This is a genomic window from Brevundimonas sp. FV1ps31S (genome assembly GCF_058681265.1).
In genome coordinates this window covers 1,619,557-1,642,956 of the sequence record NZ_CM178735.1, presented here as the reverse complement: position 1 = coordinate 1,642,956, position 23,400 = coordinate 1,619,557, and the positions used below count along the sequence as shown (strand labels likewise).

21 protein-coding genes are annotated in these 23,400 nt (G+C 66.1%); 13 read left to right on the top strand and 8 right to left on the bottom strand.

The window, feature by feature from the left end; all coding sequences use genetic code 11:
• Positions 1-38 precede the first annotated feature (38 nt).
• Both ACVPT3_RS07720 and ACVPT3_RS07715 read left to right on the top strand, forming a co-directional pair.
• Positions 39-584, top strand: a complete 546-nt coding sequence (locus ACVPT3_RS07720) for a response regulator (protein ID WP_492043556.1) — start codon at positions 39-41, stop codon at positions 582-584.
• Positions 581-1,069: a chemotaxis protein CheE gene (locus ACVPT3_RS07715; RefSeq protein WP_492043555.1), complete on the top strand. Its 489-nt coding sequence runs from the start codon at positions 581-583 to the stop codon at positions 1,067-1,069. Before ACVPT3_RS07720 ends, ACVPT3_RS07715 begins: the two co-directional genes overlap by 4 nt.
• On the opposite strand, the gene ACVPT3_RS07710 is transcribed toward ACVPT3_RS07715, so the two are convergent.
• From ACVPT3_RS07710 to ACVPT3_RS07700, 3 genes are all read right to left on the bottom strand, one after another.
• Positions 1,054-2,940, bottom strand: a complete 1,887-nt coding sequence (locus tag ACVPT3_RS07710) for an ABCB family ABC transporter ATP-binding protein/permease (protein ID WP_492043799.1) — start codon at positions 2,938-2,940, stop codon at positions 1,054-1,056. The genes ACVPT3_RS07715 and ACVPT3_RS07710 overlap by 16 nt on opposite strands.
• Before the next feature lie 61 nt (positions 2,941-3,001).
• Positions 3,002-4,018, bottom strand: coding sequence for a threonine aldolase family protein (locus tag ACVPT3_RS07705; protein WP_492043554.1), 1,017 nt, complete (start codon positions 4,016-4,018; stop codon positions 3,002-3,004).
• On the bottom strand, positions 4,018-4,965 hold the full coding sequence (locus ACVPT3_RS07700; RefSeq protein WP_492043553.1) for a mechanosensitive ion channel family protein: 948 nt from the start codon (positions 4,963-4,965) through the stop codon (positions 4,018-4,020). Before ACVPT3_RS07700 ends, ACVPT3_RS07705 begins: the two co-directional genes overlap by 1 nt.
• Before the next feature lie 556 nt (positions 4,966-5,521).
• Here ACVPT3_RS07700 and ettA point away from each other — a divergent pair.
• The 4 genes from ettA to ACVPT3_RS07680 are packed head-to-tail and all read left to right on the top strand — an operon-like array spanning position 5,522 to position 8,699.
• Positions 5,522-7,189: an energy-dependent translational throttle protein EttA gene (ettA, locus tag ACVPT3_RS07695; RefSeq protein ID WP_035308847.1), complete on the top strand. Its 1,668-nt coding sequence runs from the start codon at positions 5,522-5,524 to the stop codon at positions 7,187-7,189.
• 24 nt (positions 7,190-7,213) lie between these two features.
• Positions 7,214-7,447, top strand: a complete 234-nt coding sequence (locus tag ACVPT3_RS07690) for a DUF433 domain-containing protein (RefSeq protein WP_492043552.1) — start codon at positions 7,214-7,216, stop codon at positions 7,445-7,447.
• On the top strand, positions 7,444-7,776 hold the full coding sequence (locus tag ACVPT3_RS07685; RefSeq protein WP_492043551.1) for a DUF5615 family PIN-like protein: 333 nt from the start codon (positions 7,444-7,446) through the stop codon (positions 7,774-7,776). Before ACVPT3_RS07690 ends, ACVPT3_RS07685 begins: the two co-directional genes overlap by 4 nt.
• Positions 7,773-8,699: a 2-hydroxyacid dehydrogenase gene (locus ACVPT3_RS07680; protein WP_492043550.1), complete on the top strand. Its 927-nt coding sequence runs from the start codon at positions 7,773-7,775 to the stop codon at positions 8,697-8,699. Before ACVPT3_RS07685 ends, ACVPT3_RS07680 begins: the two co-directional genes overlap by 4 nt.
• On the opposite strand, the gene ACVPT3_RS07675 is transcribed toward ACVPT3_RS07680, so the two are convergent.
• Positions 8,700-9,101: an EF-hand domain-containing protein gene (locus tag ACVPT3_RS07675; RefSeq protein WP_492043549.1), complete on the bottom strand. Its 402-nt coding sequence runs from the start codon at positions 9,099-9,101 to the stop codon at positions 8,700-8,702.
• A 117-nt stretch (positions 9,102-9,218) separates the two neighbouring features.
• Here ACVPT3_RS07675 and ACVPT3_RS07670 point away from each other — a divergent pair, with 117 nt between their 5' ends.
• The 5 genes from ACVPT3_RS07670 to metH are packed head-to-tail and all read left to right on the top strand — an operon-like array spanning position 9,219 to position 15,364.
• A complete protein-coding gene (locus tag ACVPT3_RS07670) occupies positions 9,219-10,193 on the top strand; it encodes an ArsR/SmtB family transcription factor (protein ID WP_492043548.1) in 975 nt (324 codons plus the stop codon).
• On the top strand, positions 10,190-11,146 hold the full coding sequence (gene metF / locus ACVPT3_RS07665) for a methylenetetrahydrofolate reductase [NAD(P)H] (RefSeq protein ID WP_492043547.1): 957 nt from the start codon (positions 10,190-10,192) through the stop codon (positions 11,144-11,146). The genes ACVPT3_RS07670 and metF overlap by 4 nt, the downstream gene beginning before the upstream one ends.
• Entirely contained in the window at positions 11,146-12,240 is a 1,095-nt protein-coding gene (locus ACVPT3_RS07660) for a homocysteine S-methyltransferase family protein (RefSeq protein ID WP_492043546.1), read from the top strand. Before metF ends, ACVPT3_RS07660 begins: the two co-directional genes overlap by 1 nt.
• Positions 12,237-12,698, top strand: a complete 462-nt coding sequence (locus ACVPT3_RS07655; RefSeq protein WP_492043545.1) for a hypothetical protein — start codon at positions 12,237-12,239, stop codon at positions 12,696-12,698. Before ACVPT3_RS07660 ends, ACVPT3_RS07655 begins: the two co-directional genes overlap by 4 nt.
• Entirely contained in the window at positions 12,698-15,364 is a 2,667-nt protein-coding gene (gene metH, locus ACVPT3_RS07650) for a methionine synthase (protein WP_492043544.1), read from the top strand. Before ACVPT3_RS07655 ends, metH begins: the two co-directional genes overlap by 1 nt.
• 42 nt (positions 15,365-15,406) lie before the next feature.
• Here metH and ACVPT3_RS07645 read toward each other — a convergent pair whose 3' ends face one another.
• Positions 15,407-15,988 carry a hypothetical protein gene (locus ACVPT3_RS07645; RefSeq protein ID WP_492043543.1) on the bottom strand — a complete coding sequence of 194 codons (582 nt, stop codon included), beginning with the start codon at positions 15,986-15,988 and terminating at the stop codon, positions 15,407-15,409.
• 138 nt (positions 15,989-16,126) lie between these two features.
• The gene (locus tag ACVPT3_RS07640; RefSeq protein ID WP_492043542.1) at positions 16,127-19,048 is read right to left on the bottom strand and encodes a TonB-dependent receptor domain-containing protein; all 2,922 of its coding nucleotides are present in this window, start codon (positions 19,046-19,048) and stop codon (positions 16,127-16,129) included.
• Between ACVPT3_RS07640 and ACVPT3_RS07635 the strand changes: the two genes are divergently transcribed.
• Together ACVPT3_RS07635 and ACVPT3_RS07630 are read left to right on the top strand one after the other, a co-directional pair.
• A complete protein-coding gene (locus ACVPT3_RS07635) occupies positions 19,047-19,895 on the top strand; it encodes a hypothetical protein (RefSeq protein WP_492043541.1) in 849 nt (282 codons plus the stop codon). The genes ACVPT3_RS07640 and ACVPT3_RS07635 overlap by 2 nt on opposite strands.
• Positions 19,896-20,115: 220 nt before the next feature.
• The gene (locus ACVPT3_RS07630; protein ID WP_492043798.1) at positions 20,116-21,018 is read left to right on the top strand and encodes an MBL fold metallo-hydrolase; all 903 of its coding nucleotides are present in this window, start codon (positions 20,116-20,118) and stop codon (positions 21,016-21,018) included.
• A 9-nt stretch (positions 21,019-21,027) separates the two neighbouring features.
• Here ACVPT3_RS07630 and ACVPT3_RS07625 read toward each other — a convergent pair whose 3' ends face one another.
• Together ACVPT3_RS07625 and ACVPT3_RS07620 are read right to left on the bottom strand one after the other, a co-directional pair.
• A complete protein-coding gene (locus ACVPT3_RS07625) occupies positions 21,028-21,714 on the bottom strand; it encodes a DUF1499 domain-containing protein (RefSeq protein ID WP_492043540.1) in 687 nt (228 codons plus the stop codon).
• A gap of 15 nt (positions 21,715-21,729) precedes the next feature.
• Complete coding sequence (locus ACVPT3_RS07620; RefSeq protein WP_492043539.1) at positions 21,730-23,364, bottom strand: long-chain-fatty-acid--CoA ligase; 1,635 nt, start codon at positions 23,362-23,364, stop codon at positions 21,730-21,732.
• Positions 23,365-23,400 lie beyond the last annotated feature (36 nt).

Sequence of the window (23,400 nt, the reverse complement as noted above, 5' to 3'; positions counted from 1 at the left end):
GAAGCTTCCCTTCCCAGGGATTCGGAACTTCAACACCCATGCCGACGCAGGCTGATTCGCTTCGAGACAGCGCGGTCTTCAACCTGAGCGGCGCCATCACCATGGTCGTCGACGATTCCCCGTTCTCGCTGACCCTGACCACCACCGTCCTCGCGGGCTTCGGCGTTCGTCCCACCTACGCCCTGGGGCGAAGCGTCGAGGCGCGGCGCATCCTGCAGGAAAAGCCGGTGGATCTGCTGTTGGTCGATACCGACATGGCCGAGATCGACGGGTTCGAGCTGGTGCGCTGGTTACGGCGTTCAGGCCCCAATCCCAACGCCTTCACGCCCGTCATCCTGACCGCCAGCCACATCCGGCGGGGACGGGTGGCCGAGGCCCGTGACTGCGGCGCCAATTTCGTCGTCACCAAACCCTTCAGCGCCGCCCTGCTGCTGGAGCGGATCCTGTGGGTGGCCCGTGATGACCGTCCCTTCCTCGAGGTGGGCGATTATATGGGGCCGGACCGCCGGTTCCGGAACGAGGACTATGAGGGTGAAGAGCGTCGTGGCGGCGTGAATCGCCCAAAGACGGTGGAGTTCGCATGACAGTCATCACCCATCCCCGACGCTCGTCGCGCCTTGCCGAGATGATCGATCGGTCCGGCGGCGTCAGCGTCGGCGTCGCCCTGGCTCAAGCCGAGGCGAACTTGGACGCGCTGAAAGACCAGGGCCGGGCCATTATTGTCGAGAACATCGCCGCGCTGCTGGCCGACCCGACGCCCGACCTGCCGGAAATCGTTCGGCTGGAGAGCGCCTACGCCGCTTCCAGCCAGATCATCGACGCCGCCAGCCCCTTTGCGCTGGACGACCTCTGCACGGCAGCCAAGGGCCTGTGCGATCTTCTCGACGCCGCGCCGCGAGAGGGCGGGTTCGACTGGCGCATCGCCACGGTCCATGCCCAGGCCATGAAGCTTCTGCTGGCCCTGCCGGCCGACGCGCCCGGCACGCCCGAGGCCCGCACGGCCATCATGACCAATCTGGGCGAAGTCGTCCGGCGCAAACTGCCCGCAGCCCCTCAGACCTCGATCTGAGCCGCCGCCCGCGTCCGCGTCTGCTTGCGCCACAGGGCGGCGTATTCCCCGCCTTGCCGCGCCACCAGCTCGTGGTGCGCCCCGCGCTCTACGATCCGCCCGGCCTTCAGCACCAGGATCTGATCGGCGTCCGCCACCGTCGACAGCCGGTGCGCCACCACCAGGGTCGTGCGACCGGCGCTGACCCGCCTCAGGGTCTTCTGGATCGCCGCCTCGGTGCGGCTGTCCAGCGCGCTGGTGGCCTCGTCCAGGATCAGGATACAGGGGTCGGCCAGCAGGGCGCGGGCGATCCCCACCCTCTGACGCTCGCCGCCTGACAGTTTCAGCCCCCGCTCGCCGACTCGCGTCGCCATGCCGTCGGGCAGGCCGCGGATGAAGTCCGACAGTTCCGCCGCCTCGGCCGCCGCCCAGACTTGGGCCTCGTCGGCCTCGGGCCGGGCGAAGGCGATGTTGGCGTACAGACTGTCGTTGAACAGGGCCACGTCCTGCGGCACCAGGGCGACCGCCGCCCGCAACGAGGCCTGGGTCACCGCCCGCACGTCATGGCCGTCGATCAGGACCCGCCCCTCCTGCGGATCCAGCAGCCGCAGCGCCAGTTTGACGATGGTCGACTTGCCCGCCCCCGACGGCCCGACCAGGGCCGTGGTCGTTCCCGGCGCGGCGACGAAGCTGACGTCTTCCAGCCCGCTGGCCCGGGCGTCGTGGCGGAAGCCGACCTGCTGGAACTCGAGCGAGGCGCCGCGCGCATCTTCCGGCCGGGGCAGAGGGCGGGCGTCGGCCGCATCCGCCACCTGGGGCGTCTGCCGCGTCACCTTCAGCATCTCCTCCATGTCGATGAAGGACTGGCGGATTTCGCGATAGGCGAAGCCCAGGATGTTCAGCGGGGCGTACAGCGAGATCATGATCAACACCGCCGCCGTCACGTCCCCCGGCCCCATCCGGCCCGCCGCCGCCTCGAACCCGGCCATCACCGCCATGACGCCCAGGCCGATATTCATGATCAGGGCCTGGACCCCGTTCAGCAGGGCCAGGGAATTATTGGCCTTCAATGACGCCTGGGCGTAGTCGCCCAGCGCCCGGTCATAGGTCTGGGCCGCCCGGCTCTCGGCCCCGAACGACTTGACCGTCTCATAGTTCAGCAGGGCGTCGACCGAGACCCCGGCCGCCTCCGAATCGGCGGCGTTCATCACCCGCCGATGCTCCAGCCGCCAGTTGGACAGGGCGAAGGTCGTGACCGTGTAGACCACCACCACGGCCACCGCGACGGCGGCGAAACGCCAGTCGTACTTGCCGCCCAGCACGGCCGCCGCCAGCACCAGTTCGACCCCGGTCGGAACCAGGTTGAAGGCCAGGATCCGCAGCAAGAAGTCCACCGCCCGCGATCCGCGATCCATCGTCCGCGACAGGGCGCCCGAACGCTTGGTCTGGTGAAAATCCAGCGACAGGCTCAGCGCATGGGCGAAGGCCTCAGCCGCCGTCGCCCGTTGCGCGGCAGCGCGGACGGGGGCGAACACGACATCCGAAATCTGCGGCGCCGCCGCCGACAGGAACCGCACCAGGGCCCAACCCACGGCGAAGGCCGCAAAGCCCCAGCCGACCGCCACGGCCGCCCCCTGCCCGGCCGCCAACCGGTTCACCGCCGCGCCCAGCACCAGGGGCGCCAGCACGCCCAGCCCCTTGCCGGCCAGCGTCAGGCCGATGGCCGAGACCAGCCGCAGCCGCAACTGCGGCGCCCCCGACCGGCCGACCAGCCGCACCAAATCCGCCAGCGCCTTCAGCGTCGGCGGCCCTTCCGTCTTTTCCTGCATGCTCCCCGCCTGTTGCGCCTTGACCATAGGGTCGCGCCGGCCGCCGGAGCGCTCTCCGCGCATCGCCATGCTCCGCATATGGACAGTCTATACGACCGGGAAAAGGCCGCAGACGCCCGACGGCTCAGTTCAGGCCCGCGATCGCCTCGAGCAGTTCATCGACGACCTCTTCCCGGGTCGCCCAGGAACAGACGAACCGCACCGATCCGTCGTCGAACCGATAACAGGCCCAGCCCAGGGCGTTCAGCCGCTTGTGCGCCTCGGCCGGCATCCGCACGAAGACGGTATTGGCCTCGACCGGGTGGGCCAGCACATAGGGCGAGCGCGTGGCCACGCCGGCCGCCAGCCGCTGGGCCATCAGATTGGCGTGGGCGCCGCCCGATTCCCAGTCGCCGCTTTCCAGCAGCCCCAGCATCGGCCCGGCCAACAACCGCGCCTTGGACGCCACCTGCCCCGCCTGTTTCAGACGGTTGTCCAGCCGCCGCGCCAGGCTCTTGTCGAACAGCACGATGGCCTCGGCGCAGTTGGCGCCCGCCTTGGCTCCGCCGAACACCAGGATGTCGACGCCCAGGCGCGGAATATCCTTCAGGTCGAAGCCCGCCGCCGCCGCATTGGCCAGCCGCGCCCCGTCCATATGGACGCCATAGCCCCTCGCCTTCACCGGCTCGATCAGATGGCGCAGCTCCTCCTCGGTATAGACCGCGCCATATTCGGTGGCCTGGGTCAGGGACAGGGCTGCGGGCGGCTGTCGATGACCGACCTCGGGCTCGGCCAGCTGCGCCTTCAGCGCCAGCGGATCGATCCGCCCGGACAGGCCCGGCAGGCCGATCAGGCCGACGCCCTGGCCGAAGAACCCCGGCGCGCCCGTCTCGTCCGTGCAGACGTGGGCCGTATGGTGCGCCATCACCGCCTCGAACGGGAAGGCCAGCATCGACAGGGCGATGGCGTTCGCCGCGGTGCCGCTGAAGACGAACCGGATGTCGGCGTCGGCGTCCAGCCTCTGACGGATCTGGTCGGCGGCTCTCGCCGTAATCTCGTCGGCGCCATAGGAGGGGGTGAAGCCGGCGTTGGCCTGGATCAGGCCCTCGACGGCGCTGGGCGCCATGCCGGCGGTGTTGTCGGATCCGAAATCGTAACGCATCAGCTCTTCTTCGCCGTCAAATCGCTCTTGCCGTCTTCGATAGTCCGTACGCGGACGACCGGCATGACATCCTCGTCGCCATAGGGCACGGCGACCTGATGCGGGAAAGGAATCTCGATCCCGGCGGCGTCCAGCGCCTCCTTGCCGGCCTGCATCAGATCCGCCTGGGTCTGCCACCAGTCCTCGACCTTGACCCAGGCGTGGAGAGTCACCTGAACCGCGCTGTCCAGCAGCCCGGTCACGCCCGTCCACGGATGCGGATCGTCCAGCACCTTCTCGTGCGCCGCCGCCATATCGGCCAGGACGCAGCGCGCCTTGTTCAGGTCGTCGCCATAGCCGACGCCGAAATTGATCTCGATCCGCCGCGTCTGCTGGCCGGTCAGATTGGTCAGGGGGTCGCTCAGAACCTTTGAATTGGGGATGACGATCTTGTGGTTGTTGGCGTTCGACAACTGGGTCGTGAACAAATCCAGCCGCTGGACCGTGCCGGCCATGCCGCCCACATCGACCACGTCGCCGACCCGGTAAGGTCTCAACACCAGCAGCATGATCCCCGACGCCACATTCGACAGCGTCCCTTGCAAGGCCAGACCGACCGCCAGCGAGGCGGCGCCCAGCACCGCGATGATCGAGGTGGTCTGCACCCCCAGCCGCTGCAGGACGGCGATCATGCCGATGATGATCACCACCACCCTGACCACCTGAACGCCGAAGCTCAGCACCGTCTGATCGTGCCGGAAGGCCCCGATCCGCGACAGGGCGTTGCGCGCCAGCCTCGCCGCCCATTTGGCCGCGAACAGCGTCGCCGCGAAAATCAGGGCGGCGACGGTCAGATTGATGGCGAAATCGCCGGCCATGTCGGTGATCTTGGCGATCATGACGGTGTCGACGGCGACAGCCTGACGCCCGGCGGCGACAGCTTCGGCTATAGGGGAGACATTCGACATAGGCCGGGTCTAACGCCTCGATCTCCGAATGGAAGCCCGATCAAGGCAATTTCACCACGACGCCGACGCGGGGCGCCCCCTCCGTCGCGGCGCTCTGCGCCGCGCCACCTCCCCCAAGGGGGGAGGATTTCCGTCATCCCATTCCTCCCCCCCTGGGGGAGGTGGATCGCCGCGCAGCGGCGAGACGGAGGGGGCCCGAACGGCGCCTGCTGTCCTAATGACGCTGGTCCTGTCGTAATGATTCCAACACCTTGCCAGATTCTCACCCCCTCCAACCAATCACCCCTCCCGCACCCCCTATAATCACCCCCGGTCTCGTCGCTTGTAGGGCTCGCAAGGCCTGCGACCTTGCGGCGGCGGGAACAGATGAAACCAACCCCGCGCGAAGGCCCGGCGCCCCGCCCAGCCCTCCACTTCCAAAGGGCCTCCCAACTCGCAGCGAAAGCGCGTCGGCGCCGTCGTTCGCCTTTCGCCTTATTTGCTCTCTGGCGCCAGGATCGCTACATCCGCCCAAACCTCCCAATCCGACGAAACCCGAAGGGCGAAACCGCACCTCATGGCGCAGCAATATATTTTCCAGATGCAGGGTCTGACCAAGACCTTCCCCGGCGGCCGCAAGATCTTCGAGAACATCTGGCTCAGCTTCTATAACGACGCCAAGATCGGCGTCGTCGGGGTCAACGGCTCGGGTAAATCCACCCTGCTGAAGATCATGGCCGGCCTGGACAACGAGTTCACCGGCGAGGCCCGCGCCGCCGACGGGATCAAGCGCGGCTATCTGGAGCAGGAGCCCCAGCTGGACCCCGCCCTGAACGTTCGCGAGAACGTCGAGGCCTGGTGCGAAGAGAAACAGTGGGTCAACCGCTTCAACGCCGTCGCCGCCGAACTGGGCGAGAACTACACCGACGAACTGATGGAGGAGATGACCGCCCTCCAGGAGAAGATCGACGCCGGCGACGTCTGGGACATCGACAGCCGCATCGAAATGGCCATGGGCGCCCTGCGCTGCCCGCCCGATGACTGGGAGGTCGCCAACCTGTCCGGCGGTGAGAAGCGCCGTGTGGCCTTGGCCCGCCTGCTGCTGTCCAAGCCCGACATGCTGTTGCTCGACGAACCGACCAACCACCTGGACGCCGAATCCGTCGCCTGGCTGCAGCACCACCTGGAAAACTTCCCCGGCTGCGTCATCCTGGTGACCCACGACCGCTACTTCCTGGACCTCGTCACCAAATGGACGCTGGAGCTGGACCGCGGCAAGGGCCACCCGCACGAGGGCAATTATTCCTCCTGGCTGGAAGCCAAGACCAAGCGCGTCATTCAGGAACAGTCTGAATCCGAAGCCCGTCAGCGCGCCCTCACCCGCGAACTGGAATGGGTCCGCTCCGGCGCCAAGGCCCGTCAGGCCAAGTCCAAGGCCCGTCTGGCCGCCTATGAGCGGATGGTCGACGAGCAGGAATCGATGCGCGGCGCCCAGACCCACGCCCACATCCAGATCCCGCCCGGCCCGCGCCTCGGCAATGTCGTGCTGGAGGTCGAAGGCCTGGCCAAGACCTATGGCGACAAGACCCTGTTCGACAATCTGACCTTCAAACTGCCGCCCAACGGCATCGTCGGCGTCATTGGCCCCAACGGCGCCGGCAAGTCGACCATGTTCAAGCTGATCACCGGCCAGGAAACCCCTGACGGCGGCACGATCAAGGTCGGCGAGACGGTCAAGCTGGCCTATGTCGATCAGTCGCGTGACGATCTGAAGCCCGACGAGACCATCTGGCAGGCCATCTCGGGCGGCACCGATGTGATGATGGTCGGCAAGCGCGAGATCAACACCCGCGCCTATGTCGGCAGCTTCAACTTCAAGGGCGGCGACCAGCAGAAGAAGGTCGGCCAGCTGTCGGGCGGTGAGCGCAACCGCGTGCACCTGGCCAAGACCCTGGCCTCGGGCGGCAATCTGATCCTGCTCGACGAACCGACCAACGACCTGGACATCGAAACCCTGCAGAACCTCGAAGAGGCCCTGGAAGAGTTCGCCGGCTGCGCCGTGGTCATCTCCCACGACCGCTGGTTCCTGGACCGTCTGGCCACCCACATCCTCGCCTTCGAAGGCGACGGCCATGTGGAATGGTTCGAGGGGAACTTCGAAGCCTACGAACAGGACAAGATGCGTCGCCTGGGCGCCGACAGCATCATCCCCAAGCGCATCCAGCACCAGAAGTTCGGGCGCTGATCGATCTGTGATAGGATGCGGGACATGAGCGACGATCTTCTGTCCCGCATCACGATCGAAGAGGGCAAACGCGGCGGTCGACCGTGCATCCGCGGTATGCGTATCGCGGTGCATGACATTCTCGGCTGGCTGGCCTCCGGCATGACCGAGGCCGAGATTCTTGGCGACTACGAGGAATTGGAAGCCGACGATCTCCGGGCCGCCCTGACCTATGCCGCGCGGGCGCTCGATCATTCGGTAGCGGCCGCCGCAGCTTGAAATTCCTGCTCGATCAGAACCTGCCCGTCCGCCTGATCGATGTGATCGTCGCATTCGATCATGAGGTCGAACACGTCAGACTCATGGGTCTGGCCACGGCAGGCGACCGGGAAATCTGGGCCTTGGCGGCGTCACGGGGGGCGGTCGTCGTCAGCAAGGACAGGGACTTTCTGTTGCTGGCGCAGCGTAGCGCCAACCGTCAGCTGCTGGTCCACCTCAACCTCGGAAACTGTTCCAACGACGACCTCTACGCCGTCGTGCGGCGCGACTGGGCCAGCGTCGTCGCCCGGCTGATTGAAGGCGAGGTCATTGTGGAGGTCCGACCATGACCCAACGCCCCGCCGTCCTGATCATGCAACGGCATCTCGCCCCGCTCTCGCCGATCCTCGAGAGCGCCTATGACGTCTATCGCTTCTGGGAAGGCCCGCCGATCGAGGCCGCCCATGACATCCGCGCCCTGATCGTCGCCGGCGAGGCGCCGCTGGACAAGACGCTGATCGAACAGCTCCCCGCCCTCGACCTGATCGCCTGTTTCACCTCCGGCTACGACGGCATCGACATCGACTGGTGCCGTGAACACGGCCTGCCCGTCACCCATGCGCCCGGCGTCAATCACCAGGACGTCGCCGACCACGCCCTGGGCCTGATCCTGGCCGCCCGCCGCCAGATCGTCTCCGGCGACCGTCAGGTCCGGTCCGGCGGCTGGACCGCCGAGACCCGCACCATCACCGCCTCCGTCGGCGGCCAGAAGCTGGGCGTCGTCGGCCTGGGCGCCATCGGCAAGGCCGTCGCCGACCGCGCCGAGGCCTTCCGCATGGACATCGCCTGGTGGGGCCCCCGTCCGCATGACGCCGAATGGCCCCGCGCCGACAGCCTGCTGGCCCTGGCCAAGGCCAGCGACATCCTGGTCGTCGCCTGCAAGGCCGATGAGACCAATCGCGGCCTGATCTCGCGCGAGGTGCTGGAGGCGCTGGGGCCCGACGGTCTGCTGGTCAATGTCTCGCGCGGCCAGGTCATCGACGAGGACGCCCTGATCGCCGCGCTGAAATCCGGCGCCCTGGGCCAGGCCGCCCTGGACGTCTTCATCGAGGAGCCGACCGCCCCTTCACGCTGGGCCCACGTGCCGAACCTCGTCCTGACGCCCCACACCGCCGGCGCAACGACCGCCGGGGTGCAGGGCATGCTGATGCTGCTGATGCAGAATCTTCAGGCGCATTTCGCGGGCCAGCCGCTGAAGACGCCGGTCGCGTGATCAGTTCGGGCGCTGCGGGCGCTGGGGGCGTTCATCGGCCGTGATGACGCCGTCGCCGTTCTTGTCCATGGTCTTGAACATGGCGTCGGCGCCGGCTTCCATCTCGGCCTTGGTGATAAGCCCATTGCCGTCGGCATCGGCGCGGCTCAGCATCCGACCCCCCGGCGAACCGGCCAGTTCCGAGGCGTTGATCGCGCCGTCATGATTGGCGTCGATGCGATCGAACATCCCGATCATCCGCGTCTTCATCTCGGCCAGGGTCTCGCGCTCCGGCGGACGCATCCCGCCCATCGGCGGCGGCCCGGACATCTGTCCGCCCATAGGCGGCTCGGGAAAATCGCTCTGCGCCAGGGCCGGACCGGCGGCGACCAGGGCGAGGGTGGAGATCAGAAGACTGCGCATAGAACCACTCCAAAGGGATTGCGTGTCCTTAAACGGCGAACAGAAGCTTTCCCGTCGCGCCCTTTCCGAGTTGGTTTTTGCTTGCCAAATCATATAAGGATATCTTTATACGATCATATGAACCTGAGTGCGGATCAGACTGTCGAAGCCCTTCGCGCCGCTGGCGAGCCCACCCGCCTGCGCATCCTCTCGCTGCTGGCCAGCGAAGAGCTGTCGGTCATGGAGATGTCTCGGATTCTCGACCAGAGCCAACCGCGCGTCTCTCGCCATTTGAAGCTGATGACCGACTCCGGCCTGATCGAGCGGTTCCCGGACGGCGCCCGCGTCTACTACCGCCTGTCGCACGACGCCCAGGCCCGCCGACTGATCGACACCGTGCTGGATATTCTCGCCGATGACGCGGGGGAAGCCGATCATCGTCGCCTGAGCGAGGTCCAGAAGGATCGCCAGCAGGCCGCCGAATCCTATTTCGAACAGATCGCCCCCCAGTGGGACCGGCTGCGCTCCCTCTACGTCAGCGAAAGCGCTGTCGAGGCAGCGCTGGAAGAAGCCGCAGGCCCCGGCCCGTTCAAACGCGTCGTCGATCTGGGCACCGGTTCAGGCCGGATGCTGACCCTGTTCGGCAAGAAGGCCAAGATGTCCGTCGGGCTGGATCTCAGCCAGAACATGCTCAACATCGCCCGCGCCAATGTCTCCAAGGCCGGGCTGAACAAGGTCGAGCTGCGCCACGGCGACATCTTCGCCACCCGCCTGCCCGCCGCCAGCGCCGATCTGGTGATCGTCCACCAGGTTCTGCACTATCTCGCCGACCCCTTCGCCGCCGTCGCCGAGGCCGCGAGGCTGGTCTGCCCCGGCGGCCGTCTGGTGATCGTCGATTTCGCCCCGCACGACTTCGAACATATGCGCGAGGCGCATCAGCATCGCCGCCTGGGCTTCGCCGATCAGGAGATCAACGGTTGGCTGACCGACAGCGGTCTGACGCCCTCTCCCCCCGTCGCCCTTCCGCCCGACAATGAGGGGCTGACCGTGACGATCTGGACGGCGGAAAGACCCGCCGCCCCATCCTTGGCCCAGGCCAGAAAGACCGCATGATGGCTGCGCCCTCGACCAATCTCGCCGAAGCCCGCGCCCTGCTGCTGTCGCCGCTGGGTCCGGTCGCCCGCGCCGGCTCGAACCAGGACGCCGTGCGCGTCTCGTTCGAGTTCTTCCCGCCCAAGACCGACGAGGCCGAGGCCAATCTGTGGACGGCGATCCGTCGCCTCGAGCCGCTGAACCCCGCCTTCGTCTCGGTCACCTATGGCGCTGGCGGCTCGACCCGCGAACGCACCCACCGCACCGTCCAGCGCATCATCGCCGAGACCTCGCTGCGTCCCGCCGCCCACCTGACCTGCGTCGAGGCCAGCCGTGACGAGGTCGATGAGGTCATCGCCGGCTACAAGACCATCGGCGTCGATCATATCGTCGCCCTGCGCGGCGATCCGCCCGGCGGCGGCGGCATCGGCGGCGTCTATCAACCCCGCGCCGACGGCTACGCCAACGCCACCGAGCTGACGGCCGCCATCCGCCGCGTCGGCGGCTTCGACGTCACGGTCGGGGCCTATCCCGAGAAACACCCCGAAAGCCCCTCCATTGATCACGACATTGATGTGCTGAAGGCCAAAGTGGACGCCGGCGCCACCCGCGCCGTCAGCCAGTTCTTCTTCGACATCGACGCCTTCCTGCGCTTCCGCGACCGGGTTCGCGCGGCGGGCGTGACCATTCCGCTGATCCCCGGCGTCATGCCCGTGTCCAACTTCGCCGGCCTGACCCGCATGTGCGGCGCCTGCGGGACCAGCATCCCCGACTGGCTCAAAGCCCATTTCGACGGACTGGACGACGATCCCGAGACGCGCCGACTGCTCGCCGCCTCGGTCGCCGCCGAAACCTGCGCCCGTCTGCAGGAAGAGGGCTTCTCCGACTTCCACTTCTACACCCTGAACCGCGCCGATCTGGTCTATGCGATCTGCCGCGTTCTGGGCGTGCGTGAAACCAAGGCCGTGGCGTAATGACCTCCCCCCTCACCCGTGCACAACGCATCGCCGCCCTGCACCAGGCGGCCAAAGAACGCATCCTCGTCCTCGACGGCAGCTGGGGCGTGATGATCCAGCGTCGCGGCCTGTCCGAAGCCGACTTCCGCGCCGACCGCTTCGTCGCCGCCAACGGCTATGACGAGGCGCACCAGATGAAGGGGAACAACGACATCCTCTGCATCACCCGCCCGGACATCATCTCGGATCTGCACGACCAGTATTACGCCGCCGGCGCCGACATCTCCGAGACCAACACCTTCTCCGGCACCACAATCGCCCAGGAAGACTACGCCCTGGACGCCCAGGCGGTGTGGGACATCAATCTGGAAGGCGCCAAACTGGCCCGCGCCGCCGCCGACCGCTGGACGGAAAAGGAGCCGCACAAGCCGCGCTTCGCCGCCGGCTCCATCGGCCCGCTGAACAAGATGCTGTCCATGTCGTCCGACGTGAACGACCCCGGCGCCCGCAGCGTGACCTTCGACCAGGTCTATGAGGCCTATCGCCATCAGGTGAAGGCGCTGAACGAGGGCGGGGTCGATCTCTATCTGATCGAGACCATCACCGACACGCTGAACTGCAAGGCGGCGATCAAGGCGATCAAGGACCTGGAGGACGAGGGCATGGACGCCCTGCCCATCTGGATCAGCGGCACCATCACCGACCGGTCGGGCCGCACCCTGTCGGGCCAGACGGCCGAGGCCTTCTGGAACAGCGTGCGTCACGCCAAACCCTTCGCCGTGGGCTTCAACTGCGCCCTGGGCGCCGACCTGATGCGGCCCTTCATCGCCGAACTGAGCCGCGTCGCCGACACCCTGGTCGCCGCCTATCCCAACGCCGGCCTGCCCAACGCCATGGGCCAATACGACGAGGAGCCGCACGAGACCGCCCACTTCATCGAGGAATGGGCGGCGTCCGGCCTGGTCAACATCGTCGGCGGCTGCTGCGGCACCACGCCGGACCACATCAAGCACGTCGCCGAAGAGGTCGCGCCGCTGAAGCCCCGCGCGATCCCGGAACGCCCGGTGGCCCTACGGCTATCGGGGCTGGAACCGTTCGAGTTGGTGGCGTGAGCAAGACCGCCGAGGTTGAGGCGTTCGAGCGATTGCGTATCGAACTCCGAAAACTCGCAGCAAGCAGCCCCGCCTGCGCGATTGATCACGACTCTGAGAAAAACATCCTTCTCCGAATGGGGGCCGGCGGTGACATGTCTCTTCTGGAGGCGCGTCTCGGTAGCTTCGAACTAGGCCTGAGCTGCGGCCAAGGCCTAGACTTCAAACGGCTCCGAAATGATCGCGACGTCGAAGAGGCACTCGCTCTTTGCGATGCGGTCATTGCAGGCCGAGGCGTCTCGGTCAGCGGTCCCAAAGGCTATCCGACTCGCTCTTGGATATTCCTAGATAGTCGGGGCTTCAAAAAAGCCGTCACGACCGGTGCTGTATCCATCATGTCATGGCGCCGCGCCCGGTCGATCAAGAAAAGCCTCTGGCAGCGAAACAGGTTGCCTATCCTCGTAGTCGAGTCCGCCTGATGCGCCCCACCTTCATCAACGTCGGCGAACGAACCAACGTCACCGGCTCGGCCAAATTCCGGAAACTGGTGGTCGAAGGCGACTATTCGGCCGCGCTGGACGTCGCCCGACAACAGGTCGAGGCCGGCGCCCAGATCATCGACATCAACATGGACGAGGGCCTGCTGGACGGCGCCGTCGCCATGCGGACCTTCCTCAACCTGATCGCGGCCGAGCCCGACATCGCCCGCGTGCCGGTGATGATCGACAGCTCCAAATGGGAGGTGATCGAGGCGGGGCTGAAGTGCGTCCAGGGCAAGCCCATCGTCAACTCGATCAGCATGAAGGAGGGCGAGGCCAAGTTCCGCGAACAGGCCGTCGCCTGTCTGCGCTATGGCGCCGCCGTCGTGGTCATGGCCTTCGACGAGGTGGGCCAGGCCGACACCGCCGCGCGCAAGATCGAGATCTGCACCCGCGCCTATAATATCCTGGTCAACGAGGTCGGCTTCCCGCCCGAGGACATCATCTTCGACCCCAATATCTTCGCCGTGGCGACGGGGATCGAGGAGCACGACAACTACGCCGTCGACTTCATCGAGGCGGTCAAGGTCATCAAGTCCACCCTGCCCTACGCCCGGATCAGCGGCGGGGTGTCGAACGTCTCGTTCAGCTTCCGCGGCAACGAGCCGGTGCGCCGGGCCATCCACAGCGTCTTCCTGTACCACGCCATCCAGGCGGGGATGGACATGGGCATCGTCAACGCCGGCGACCTGCCGGTCTATGACGACATCGACCCGACACTGCGCGAGGCGGTCGAGGACGTGATCCTGAACCGCCCGCAGCGCACTAATGTCTCCAACACGGAACGCCTCGTCGACATCGCCCCCAACTACAAGGGCGACAAGGGCGTCGCCCGCGTCGTCGATCTGAAGTGGCGCGACCAGCCGGTGGCCGCCCGCATCGCCCACGCCCTGGTCAACGGCATCACCGAATATATCGACGCCGACACGGAAGAAGCCCGCCTGTCGTTCGACCGCCCGCTGCACGTCATCGAAGGTCCGCTGATGGACGGGATGAATGTGGTCGGGGACCTGTTCGGCTCGGGCAAGATGTTCCTGCCGCAGGTGGTGAAGTCCGCCCGGGTGATGAAACAGGCCGTGGCCTGGCTGGAGCCCTATATGGAGGCCGAAAAGGCCGGCAAGCCGCGCGAACAGGCCGGCCGGATCCTGATGGCCACCGTCAAGGGCGACGTCCACGACATCGGCAAGAACATCGTCGGCGTCGTGCTTCAGTGCAATAATTACGAAGTCATCGACCTGGGCGTCATGGTCCCGGCCGACCGCATCCTGGACGCCGCCGTCGAGCATAAGGTGGACATCATCGGCCTGTCCGGCCTGATCACCCCGTCGCTGGACGAGATGGTCTTCGTCGCCGCCGAGATGGAGCGGCGCGGCTTCGACATTCCCCTGCTCATCGGCGGCGCCACCACCAGCCGCACCCATACGGCGGTCAAGATCGAACCCGCCTATCGCCGCGGCTCGACCACCTACGTCGTCGATGCCTCGCGCGCCGTCAGCGTCGTCTCGGGCCTGCTGTCCAAGACTGAACGGGCCAAGAACGAGGCCGCCACCCGCGACGAATATGTGCGCATCCGCGAGCAGTACGCCCGGGGCCAGGAGGTCAAGGCCCGCGCCACCTTGGCCCAGGCGCGCGAGAACCGTTTCCGCCCTGACCCCGCCCAGCCCATGCCCGGCAAGCCCTCCTTCATCGGCGTGAAAGCGTTCGAAGCCTGGGATCTGCAGGACCTGGCCGACCACATCGACTGGACCCCCTTCTTCGCCAGTTGGGAGCTGATCGGCCGCTATCCACTGATCCTCGACGACGAGATCGTCGGCCAGGCCGCCCGCGACCTGTTCGAGGACGCCAAGGCCATGCTGAAGCGGATCATCGACGAGAAATGGTTCACGGCCAAGGGCGTGGTCGGCTTCTGGCCCACCCGCGCCGACGGCGACGACGTCATCGTCTTCGCCGACGAGGGCCGGGACGCCGAGATCGCCCGCTTCCACACCCTGCGCCAGCAGATCAAGAAGTCGAATGGCAAGCCGAACCTGGCTCTATCCGACTTCATCGCCGAAGAGAGCGACGACTATATCGGCGCCTTCGCCGTCACCGCCGGCCACGGCGAACTGGAAATCGCCAAACGGTTCAAGGACGCGGGCGACGACTATTCCGCCATCCTGGCCACCGCCCTGGCCGACCGCCTGGCCGAGGCCTTCGCCGAACGGCTGCACAAGGAAGTCCGCACCCAGCTCTGGGGTTACGCCGCCGATGAGGCCGCCAGCATCGACGACCTGATCGCCGAACAATACCAGGGCATCCGCCCCGCCCCCGGCTATCCGGCCCAGCCTGACCACACGGAAAAAGCCACCCTGTTCCGCCTGCTCCAGGCCGAAACCAACGCCGGCATGGCCCTGACCGAAAGCTTCGCCATGACGCCCCCCGCCTCGGTCTCGGGCCTCTATTTCGGCCACCCGGGCAGCCACTATTTCGGCGTCGGCAAGATTGATCGCGATCAGGTCGAGGACTATGCCCGCCGCAAGGGTTGGGACGTGGCGACCTGCGAGCGCTGGCTGGCCCCCATCCTCAACTACGATCCCTACGCGGCCAAACGCGAAACGGCGGCCTGAGCCGAAGCCCAGGCCGCCGTTCCACCATCTAAACCGAGGTGATCAGTTCGCCGCAGCCGGCGCCTCCAGCCCGACTTCGGCCGGGGTCGCCGGCGGGGTGGTGATGTTGTTCCGGATGCGCCGCGCCGCGTGTTCGCAACGCCCCGGCAGACCGTAGAACAGCCCGAACGACTGGCTCCGCGCCGCCTCGTCCTCGCTGGCCAACAGGGGCGCCCATTGAGCCTTCGCCGCCGCGGCCGCCTGTTGCGCAGCGGCCTTGGCCGCCGCCGTCTGGCGCGGCTCGGCCGCCGCCAGAGCGCTGCGGAAGTCCTGCGCCTCCAGACGGCCCAGACGCACCAGTTCGACGTCCTCCGGCGCACGATCCGTCAGGGTCTCACCCAGATCCGCATGCCCCGTCACCAGCGCATCGCACCAGGCCACCAGCGGATAATCCTGTGTCGGCGCGCCGCGCGGCAGAGGGTTCGCATAGGCGATGGCCTCGCGCACCTTCAGGGCGTCAGCCGTCTCAGCGCCCCGATTTCCAGTGACGATCGGCCCGTCCTGATCCTGGGCCAAGGCTGGGGTCATTCCCGTCATGAGTGTGGCGGTGGCGGCGAGCGCTGCGGCGGTCTTTAACATCGGCATCCTTGGTCTTGAGCCCCCCGGCCCGGTCTCAATGCACCGTAACGCTTGATCGCCGGAATGGTTTTTCTACGGCGTCAAAAAAAGAAAGGGCGGCGAACCCGAAGGTCCGCCGCCCATCCGATCATCGCAAGTGCGGGCTTAGAAGCTCGCGGTCATGCTGATGAAGGCATAACGACCCATCGAGTCATAGACTTGCGGATAGGTGTTGTTGTTGCCCGTCGTGCCGACCGAGTAGGACAGCGGCGGATCGTTATCGAGGATGTTGTTGATCCCGCCGCGCACGGTGACGTTGTCACGCAGCTGCCACGACCCGTTCAGGTCGAAGTAGTGTTGCTCCTCCAGGGTGCTGTCCAGACGGGTGGTGACACCGGAGTCCAGATCGACTGCGGAGATGTAACGCCACGTCAGGCCCAGGTTCACGCCGTCAACCGGAGTGCCCCAGGAAACCGAGGCGCGGTGACGCCATTCCGGAGAGGCCGCGATATCGTTCGCCGCACAGGTATTGCCGAACTTGCCCGCGCAATCGAAGACATCCAGGCCCGTGTCGGTTTCCAGCTTCTCGAGCCAGGTGCCCGTGAAGCTCAGGCCGATCGTACCCCAGTTGGACACACCCCAGTCTTCCAGCGGCAGATTGTAGCCGCCGACGAAGTCGATACCCGAAGTCGCCAGGCCACCGATGTTGGTGTTCCGGTCTTCGATGTAGCCGTCGCCCGACCAGAAGTTTCCGTTATCGTTACGGTTGATCAGGTTACAGGCGTCCAGATCTCCCAGAGTATAGCAATAGGTCGCGATATTCGCGCCGCCGAGAGGCTGGATCAGGTTCGTGATCTCAATGTCGAAATAGTCGATCGACAGATTGAGGCCAGGCAGGAAGCTCGGGGTGAAGACAACACCGAAGGTGGTTGTCTCTGAATCTTCCGGGCTCAGAGTGGCAGTACCGCTTTGCAGGCGGTTATACTGTCCAGCATCATTGCTCAGGAAGCCGCTGTTGGCTTGATCCAGGGTCACTTGCCACGGGTTCGTTCCGATACATGCCGCATTGCCTGCATAGGTGGCGGCGCTGGTTGCATCGCAAGGATCGACGTCAAGATCGAACAGATTGAACCCTTCTGCCGTGTAGAGGTCGATGACGTTGGGGGCCCGTGTGGCCGATTGATAGCTCGCGCGGAACCGGATGTCCGAGACAGGAGCATAGTCCATCCCGACCTTCCAGGTGTCCGTCTTGCCGCCAAGCGCATAGTCCGACGCGCGATAGGCGCCGTCCACGGTGATCGACTCTGCGAAGGGCATGCCCTCGACGATCGGCATCTGGAACTCGCCGAACAGATCGTAGGTGGACTGGGCGCCGCCGAGGCCGATGGTCGGTCCGCCTTGCCCGGCGCCGTCGCCCGTCGAATAGGTCACGTCAGTCACCAGATCGAGCGCGTCCCGACGATATTCGGCGCCCAGCGCCAGTTGCAGACCGCGAGAGGCCCACGGCGACACGACGCCGCGATCCGTCAGATCGCCGGTAACCGACGCCGTGACGACTTGCTGCTCCGTATAACCCGTCATCACCAGGGGCACCTGGAGGTAATCCAGAGCTTCCTGGGTCACGCCGCCGGCGGAGAACACGTTGTAAGGCACGCAGTTCGGATCAGTCCCATCCAACACCGAAGAACAAACCGGAGCGCCCGAAACCGGATCAGCAACGACGTCCAGAGCACGCGTCAGGCGGGCGACCGAGAACTCATTGCGGTAAATCTGCGAGAGCTTGACCTTGGCGTACTGGGCCGAAACTTCATAGCTCCACGCATCGTCAAGATCACCGCGCATCCCGATGACGCCACGATAGGAGGTGTAATCGAGGTGCGACTGACGACCACCGCCTTCTACGTTGCGACGAAGGATGTAGAGATCGGTGTCGGTCCCGGCCGCGATGTCCGCCGGCGTACAGCCGATGCCGGACGCCTGACTGGCGGACAGCAGCGGATTGTCACAGTTGATTGTGGTCGTGTTGCCGAAGTTGCCGGACGGCGCGATCTGAGCGACCGACTGATAGTCGCTGAACATCAATTGAGTGAAGACCTCAATCTTGTCATTGACCTGGTAATGGCCCATCGCGCCAAGATTGTAGCGTTCGTCAGGACGCTGGAAGTAGTTCAGAGGACCAAAGTTGTAGGCGTCTCGCGCCGCGCTGTACGGTATGAAGTTTCCGGACGCATCAAGCGTGTAGTTAAAGCTCGCGAAGTCCGTAAACCGCCCAGGGAAAGACGTACTAGAACCACCGCAGGTAAAGCTGCCTGCGTCTTCGCCACCCAAGGAGCACGACGCATAGTCGTAATCGCGACCCAGAACCTTGTTGTTCTTACGATATCCGGCATAGGCCGTGATATTGCCCTTCCCGTCCGGCGAGCTCACGCCCATGATGGCGGTGATCTCTCGGCTGAAGCCGGTCTGCACATCATCGTCCGGCAGTTGGAACTGCGACGGGTTGGTCGCGCCGCGCCCCTCGATCACCGATCGCAGGTTGCCAGGGCCATCGTAATCATTGTGGTGGAGATATTGGCCGTACTGGGCCGTGATTTCGAGGCCTTCGAAGTCCTTCTTCATGATGAAGTTGACGACGCCGGCGATCGCGTCCGAACCGTAGACGGCGGAAGCGCCGCCGGTCAGGACTTCGACACGCTCCACCAGTTGGGCCGGGATCTGGTTGAGGTCAGCCGCCGCATCCAGCGGCGAACCATACGGCATCCGCTTGCCGTCGATCAGGACCAGGGTGCGAGTCGCACCAAGGTTGCGCAGCGAAACCGTGGCGGTGCCCGAAGCGCCGTTCGACACGGTCGAGTTCTGGGCGGCGAAGGCCTGAGGCAACTGGGTGACCAGATCTTCGACGCGGCTGACGCCGGTCTCACGGATATCCTCGGAGGTGACCTGGGTCACCGGGCTGGTCGTGGTCAAATTCGCCTGACGAATGCGGGTGCCCGTAACGACGATCTCCGACACCGACGCGCTCTCGTTCTCAGCCGATTGCGCCATAGCAGGGGCCGCCATTCCGATCGCGGCGACGCCCGCGATCATGGTCGACGCCAGCAAACGCCTACGCTGGTTCTGTGATCTCACGTTGATAACCCTCCAAGGTTCAAAAATCGCATCGGCCTGCGGGACCGAAAACATCGTTTTCGTCACAAATCGCGTGCGATCTGGGACGGGCGTTGGAGTGTTGACCCGCCTTTCATCCTACCGCCACGGGAATTGCATAATCGCAACCCCATTGTGGCAAGAGTGTCGCAAATCAGCCACGCTCTCGACATCGACGGCGCCACAATGCAAGCTTGCCGGCGAAAACCCCGGTTATTGGCAGTTTTTTGGCGGATCTGACGGGAATTTTGACGTGAATTTGCTAAACAAAATGGCTTTTTTGGTCGGTCTGACGGCGACTTTCTGCACTGCAGAACAAGCCGCCGCCTCCATGCAGGAGCCGTCGGCGGGGGCCCTTGCAGAGGTCGCGCGCTGTCGCGGGCTGACTGAGGATGCGAATCGTCTTGCCTGCTACGACCGGGCCGTCGCTGCGCTGGACGCGGCGGAACGTGCGGGGGAAGTGGTCGTACTTGATCGGGCTCAGGTGCGAGAGACCAATCGACAGTTGTTCGGCTTCGAGATCACCAATCCCTTCGCCGGCCGTGCGGATATCGCTCCGGAGCCGGCGGTCGAATCGATCGAAACGACACTGGCCTCGGCCAGCCCCTCCGGCGACGGCAAATGGACCTTCAGACTGGCCAACGGCTCGGAATGGCGACAGATCGATTCAGGGCCTGTCCGTTTCAGGAACCGTGAAGGCGAAGCTGTGCGGGTAAGGCGGGCGTCTCTTGGAAGCTATCTTATGACGCTGGGCGCCAGCCGCGCGGTCCGCGTGCGGCGACAATAGGCGCCTATCGCTGAATCGCGATCCGGCTCGCGTAGGGCGCAGGTTCCGGGGTGCAGGAGGCGGTGACCAGTTGCGCCGCCATGAGACAGAGGACGGCCGCCGCGATAGGCTGGAGCCGATTTGAGACAGCGAAGGCGATCGAACGAGCCATGACGGGCGCTCCAGCAGTGGTTACCGAAGCATTAAGGCAAGGCCGGCGCCAGTGCGGGGCGCGGTCGCGGTGATTCCTTTCGTGCGGGCGTTCGACTTCGCCTATGGGCGGCGTGATCAAGTCTCGCCCCTGATTCAGCGGGTGGTCGCCCGTAATCCCGGGCCGTTCACCTTTACCGGGACGGGGACCTATATCGTCGGTCGGCCCGAGGCCGGATCGGCTGTGGCGGTGATCGATCCCGGACCGCTCGACGAAGCGCACCTGGCCGCCTTGCTGGACGCGGTCGAGGGGCGAACGGTCAGCCAGGTGCTGGTGACCCACACCCATCGCGACCACGCCCCCCTCGCCCGCCCGTTCGCCGAGCGAACGGGCGCCCCGATCCTGGCGGCCGCGCCGCCGGCGCTGGAGACCCATGCCTCGGGCGCGCTCGACGAGGATGCGGATCTGGAGTTCGCGCCGGACGTGGTTCTGACGGGCGGGGAAGTCATCGCCGGCGACCGGTGGACGATCGAGGCGCTGTTCACGCCGGGCCACGCGTCGAATCACATGGCCTTCGCCCTGAGGGACGAGAACGCCCTGTTCAGCGGCGATCATGTGATGGGCTGGGCGACGACGGTGGTGGCGCCGCCGGACGGGAATATGAGGGATTACATGGCCAGTCTGGAGGCGGTGATCGCCCGGGACTTCGCCACCCTGTGGCCGACGCACGGCGCGCCGGTGACGGAGCCGGGTCCGTTCCTGGCCGCCTATCGGGCGCATCGTCTGGAGCGCGAGGCCCAGGTGCTGGCGCGGCTGAAAGCCGGAGACCGGACGGCGGCGGAGATGACGCCGGTCCTCTATGCGGCGGTGGATCGACAGCTTTGGCCGGCGGCGTCGCTGTCGGTGCTGGCCCACCTGGTCAAGCTGACGGACGACGGTGTCGCGACGGTCAAGGGCGACCTGGGGCCGACCGCCGAATTCAGTCCGGCCTAGCCGGGGCGGTCAGCGGATCTCCTCGTCCAGAGCCGTGACGATCTTCGCCATCAGACGGCAGGTCGCGCCGCCGTCCGGGCGGGGGTCGCGGGCGGCGACGCGAATGTCGGTGCGGCCCGGCCGGATGCGGATCACGGCGTCATAGGCGAAGCCGAACCAGGCCCCCTCGTGCACGCCTTCGACCTCGAAGGTCGAGGCGCGGACGACCGGGAAGCCGGCGTCGACCAGGGCCGAGACGGCCTGTTGCGCCAGGACCTGGGTCGGAATCGACTGCGCCGCCGGACAGGTCTCGGGGCCCGTCACGCCCGAGGCGTCGCGGTGCAGCGCGGCTAGGCGGGTGTAGGCCGGCGGCTCGGTCACATGGGTGCTGACGTCGCGCGACGTCGGCTGGGCCAGCCGCTGTCCCTGAAGGAGGAAGACGCCGACGGTCGACCCGGCCAGGGCCAGGGCGACGAGGGCGAAAATCCCGCGACGCCGTGGATCGCGCAGCGCCAGGACCAGCACGACCAAGGCGGCGGCGAGACCGGCCCAGGCCAGGCCGCGCGCCACCGTCCAGGTCAGCAGGTCGTAGGTGACGGCCCGGTCGACGCCGCCGAACAGGGTCGCCGCCATGGCCGCGACCACCAGGACCGGGGCCGCCGCCGTGAGCGCGGTCAGCCAGGGGATCAGGGCGGGAACGGGCTTGGTCGACGGCATCGGTGCTCCGGGGCTTCAGCCAGGCTGGGTCTCCGGCAAACGGTAGTCCTTCATCCGCTCGCGCAGAAGCTTCTTGTCGATCTTGCCGGTGGCGCCCAGCGGAATCTCGTCCACGGCGACCACGTCGTCAGGCATCCACCATTTGGCGATCTTGCCGTGGAGGAAGTCGAGATGCTCCTGCTTGTCCAGGGTCTCGCCGTCCTTGAGCCGCAAGATCAGGACCGGCCGCTCGTCCCATTTGGCGTGGGCGGCGCCGATGACGGCGGCCAGCTCGACCTTGGGATGGCCGACGGCGATGTTCTCGATCTCGATGGAGCTGATCCATTCGCCGCCGGACTTGATCACGTCCTTGGACCGGTCGGTGATCTGCATGAAGCCCAGGTCGTCGACCGTCGCCACGTCGCCGGTGTCGAAGAAGCCCTCGTCGTCGACGATGTCGCCCTCCTCGCGGAAATAGGCGCGGGCGACGGTCGGGCCCTTGACCATCAGATGGCCGAAGGTCGCGCCGTCGTGCGGCAGGGCGGCGCCGGCGTCGTTCTTGAGCTTCAGCTCCACGCCCAGCGGCGGCGTGCCCTGTTTGACGCGCCATTTCAGCTGTTCCTCGAACGGCTTGTCCGCCAGTTCGGGGGTCATGTTCGACAGGGTGCCGATGGGCGAGGTCTCGGTCATGCCCCAGCCCTGCAGCACCTCGATCCCATAGTCGTCGTGGAAGGCGCGGATCAGGCTTTCGGGCACGGCCGAGCCGCCGATCAGCACGCGCTTGACGGTCGAGAGCCTGAGGTCGTGCTGCTTCATATGGCCCAGCAGTCCCTGCCAGACGGTGGGCACCGCGGCGGAGAAAGTGACCTTCTCGCTCTCCAGCAGCTCGTAGATCGAGGCGCCGTCCATCTTGGCGCCCGGCATGACCAGTTTGGCGCCGGCCGCCGGTCCGCCGAAGGCGATGCCCCAGGCGTTGGCGTGGAACATCGGCACGACCGGCAGGATCACCTCATTGGGCGTGGCGCCCAGGACGGTCGACTGCAGGCCCAGCAGGGTGTGGATAAAGTTCGAGCGGTGCGAATACAGCACCCCCTTGGGATTGCCCGTGGTGCCCGAGGTGTAGCACAGGCCGCAGGCGGTCTGTTCGTCGAAGTCGCCCCAGACCACCTCGGCCGACTGACCCGCGAGCACCGTCTCATAGGCCTCGGCCCTGGGCAGAGTCGTCTGCGGCATATGGGCGTCGTCGGTCATGATGATGACGCGCTCGACCTTGGGAATGTGCGGCAGGATGGCTTGCAGCAAGGGCACGAAGGTCAGGTCGGTGAAGATGACCCGGTCCTCGGCGTGGTTGATGATATAGACCAGCTGCTCGGGGAACAGGCGCGGGTTCAGGGTGTGGCAGACCGCGCCGATCCCCATGACGCCGTACCAGGTCTCGATATGTTTGTCGGTGTTCCAGGCCAGGGTGGCGACGCGGTCGCCGGGCGCGATCCCCCAGGCCTTCAGGGCGTTGGAGACGCGTTTGGCCCGATCATGGATCCGGCCGTAGGTCGTGCGGACGATCGGCCCTTCGACCGAGCGCGTCACCACCTCACGGTCACCATGCCAGAGTTTGGCGTGGTCGATGATCTTGTCGACCGTCAGCGGCCAGTCCTGCATCAAGCCCAGCATATCGTTTCCTGTTCCTTGGGTGCGTCTGCTCGTGGC

What these genes read in the sequence shown, in the direction of transcription:
- ACVPT3_RS07720 (WP_492043556.1), top strand. Translation starts at nt 39, where the DNA reads ATGCCGACGCAGGCTGATTCGCTTCGAGACAGCGCGGTCTTCAACCTG.
- ACVPT3_RS07715 (WP_492043555.1), top strand. Translation starts at nt 581, where the DNA reads ATGACAGTCATCACCCATCCCCGACGCTCGTCGCGCCTTGCCGAGATG.
- ACVPT3_RS07710 (WP_492043799.1), bottom strand. Translation starts at nt 2,940, where the DNA reads ATGCGCGGAGAGCGCTCCGGCGGCCGGCGCGACCCTATGGTCAAGGCG.
- ACVPT3_RS07705 (WP_492043554.1), bottom strand. Translation starts at nt 4,018, where the DNA reads ATGCGTTACGATTTCGGATCCGACAACACCGCCGGCATGGCGCCCAGC.
- ACVPT3_RS07700 (WP_492043553.1), bottom strand. Translation starts at nt 4,965, where the DNA reads ATGTCGAATGTCTCCCCTATAGCCGAAGCTGTCGCCGCCGGGCGTCAG.
- ettA (WP_035308847.1), top strand. Translation starts at nt 5,522, where the DNA reads ATGGCGCAGCAATATATTTTCCAGATGCAGGGTCTGACCAAGACCTTC.
- ACVPT3_RS07690 (WP_492043552.1), top strand. Translation starts at nt 7,214, where the DNA reads ATGAGCGACGATCTTCTGTCCCGCATCACGATCGAAGAGGGCAAACGC.
- ACVPT3_RS07680 (WP_492043550.1), top strand. Translation starts at nt 7,773, where the DNA reads ATGACCCAACGCCCCGCCGTCCTGATCATGCAACGGCATCTCGCCCCG.
- ACVPT3_RS07675 (WP_492043549.1), bottom strand. Translation starts at nt 9,101, where the DNA reads ATGCGCAGTCTTCTGATCTCCACCCTCGCCCTGGTCGCCGCCGGTCCG.
- ACVPT3_RS07670 (WP_492043548.1), top strand. Translation starts at nt 9,219, where the DNA reads ATGAACCTGAGTGCGGATCAGACTGTCGAAGCCCTTCGCGCCGCTGGC.
- metF (WP_492043547.1), top strand. Translation starts at nt 10,190, where the DNA reads ATGATGGCTGCGCCCTCGACCAATCTCGCCGAAGCCCGCGCCCTGCTG.
- ACVPT3_RS07660 (WP_492043546.1), top strand. Translation starts at nt 11,146, where the DNA reads ATGACCTCCCCCCTCACCCGTGCACAACGCATCGCCGCCCTGCACCAG.
- metH (WP_492043544.1), top strand. Translation starts at nt 12,698, where the DNA reads ATGCGCCCCACCTTCATCAACGTCGGCGAACGAACCAACGTCACCGGC.
- ACVPT3_RS07645 (WP_492043543.1), bottom strand. Translation starts at nt 15,988, where the DNA reads ATGCCGATGTTAAAGACCGCCGCAGCGCTCGCCGCCACCGCCACACTC.
- ACVPT3_RS07635 (WP_492043541.1), top strand. Translation starts at nt 19,047, where the DNA reads ATGGTCGACGCCAGCAAACGCCTACGCTGGTTCTGTGATCTCACGTTG.
- ACVPT3_RS07640 (WP_492043542.1), bottom strand. Translation starts at nt 19,048, where the DNA reads ATGATCGCGGGCGTCGCCGCGATCGGAATGGCGGCCCCTGCTATGGCG.
- ACVPT3_RS07625 (WP_492043540.1), bottom strand. Translation starts at nt 21,714, where the DNA reads ATGCCGTCGACCAAGCCCGTTCCCGCCCTGATCCCCTGGCTGACCGCG.
- ACVPT3_RS07620 (WP_492043539.1), bottom strand. Translation starts at nt 23,364, where the DNA reads ATGCTGGGCTTGATGCAGGACTGGCCGCTGACGGTCGACAAGATCATC.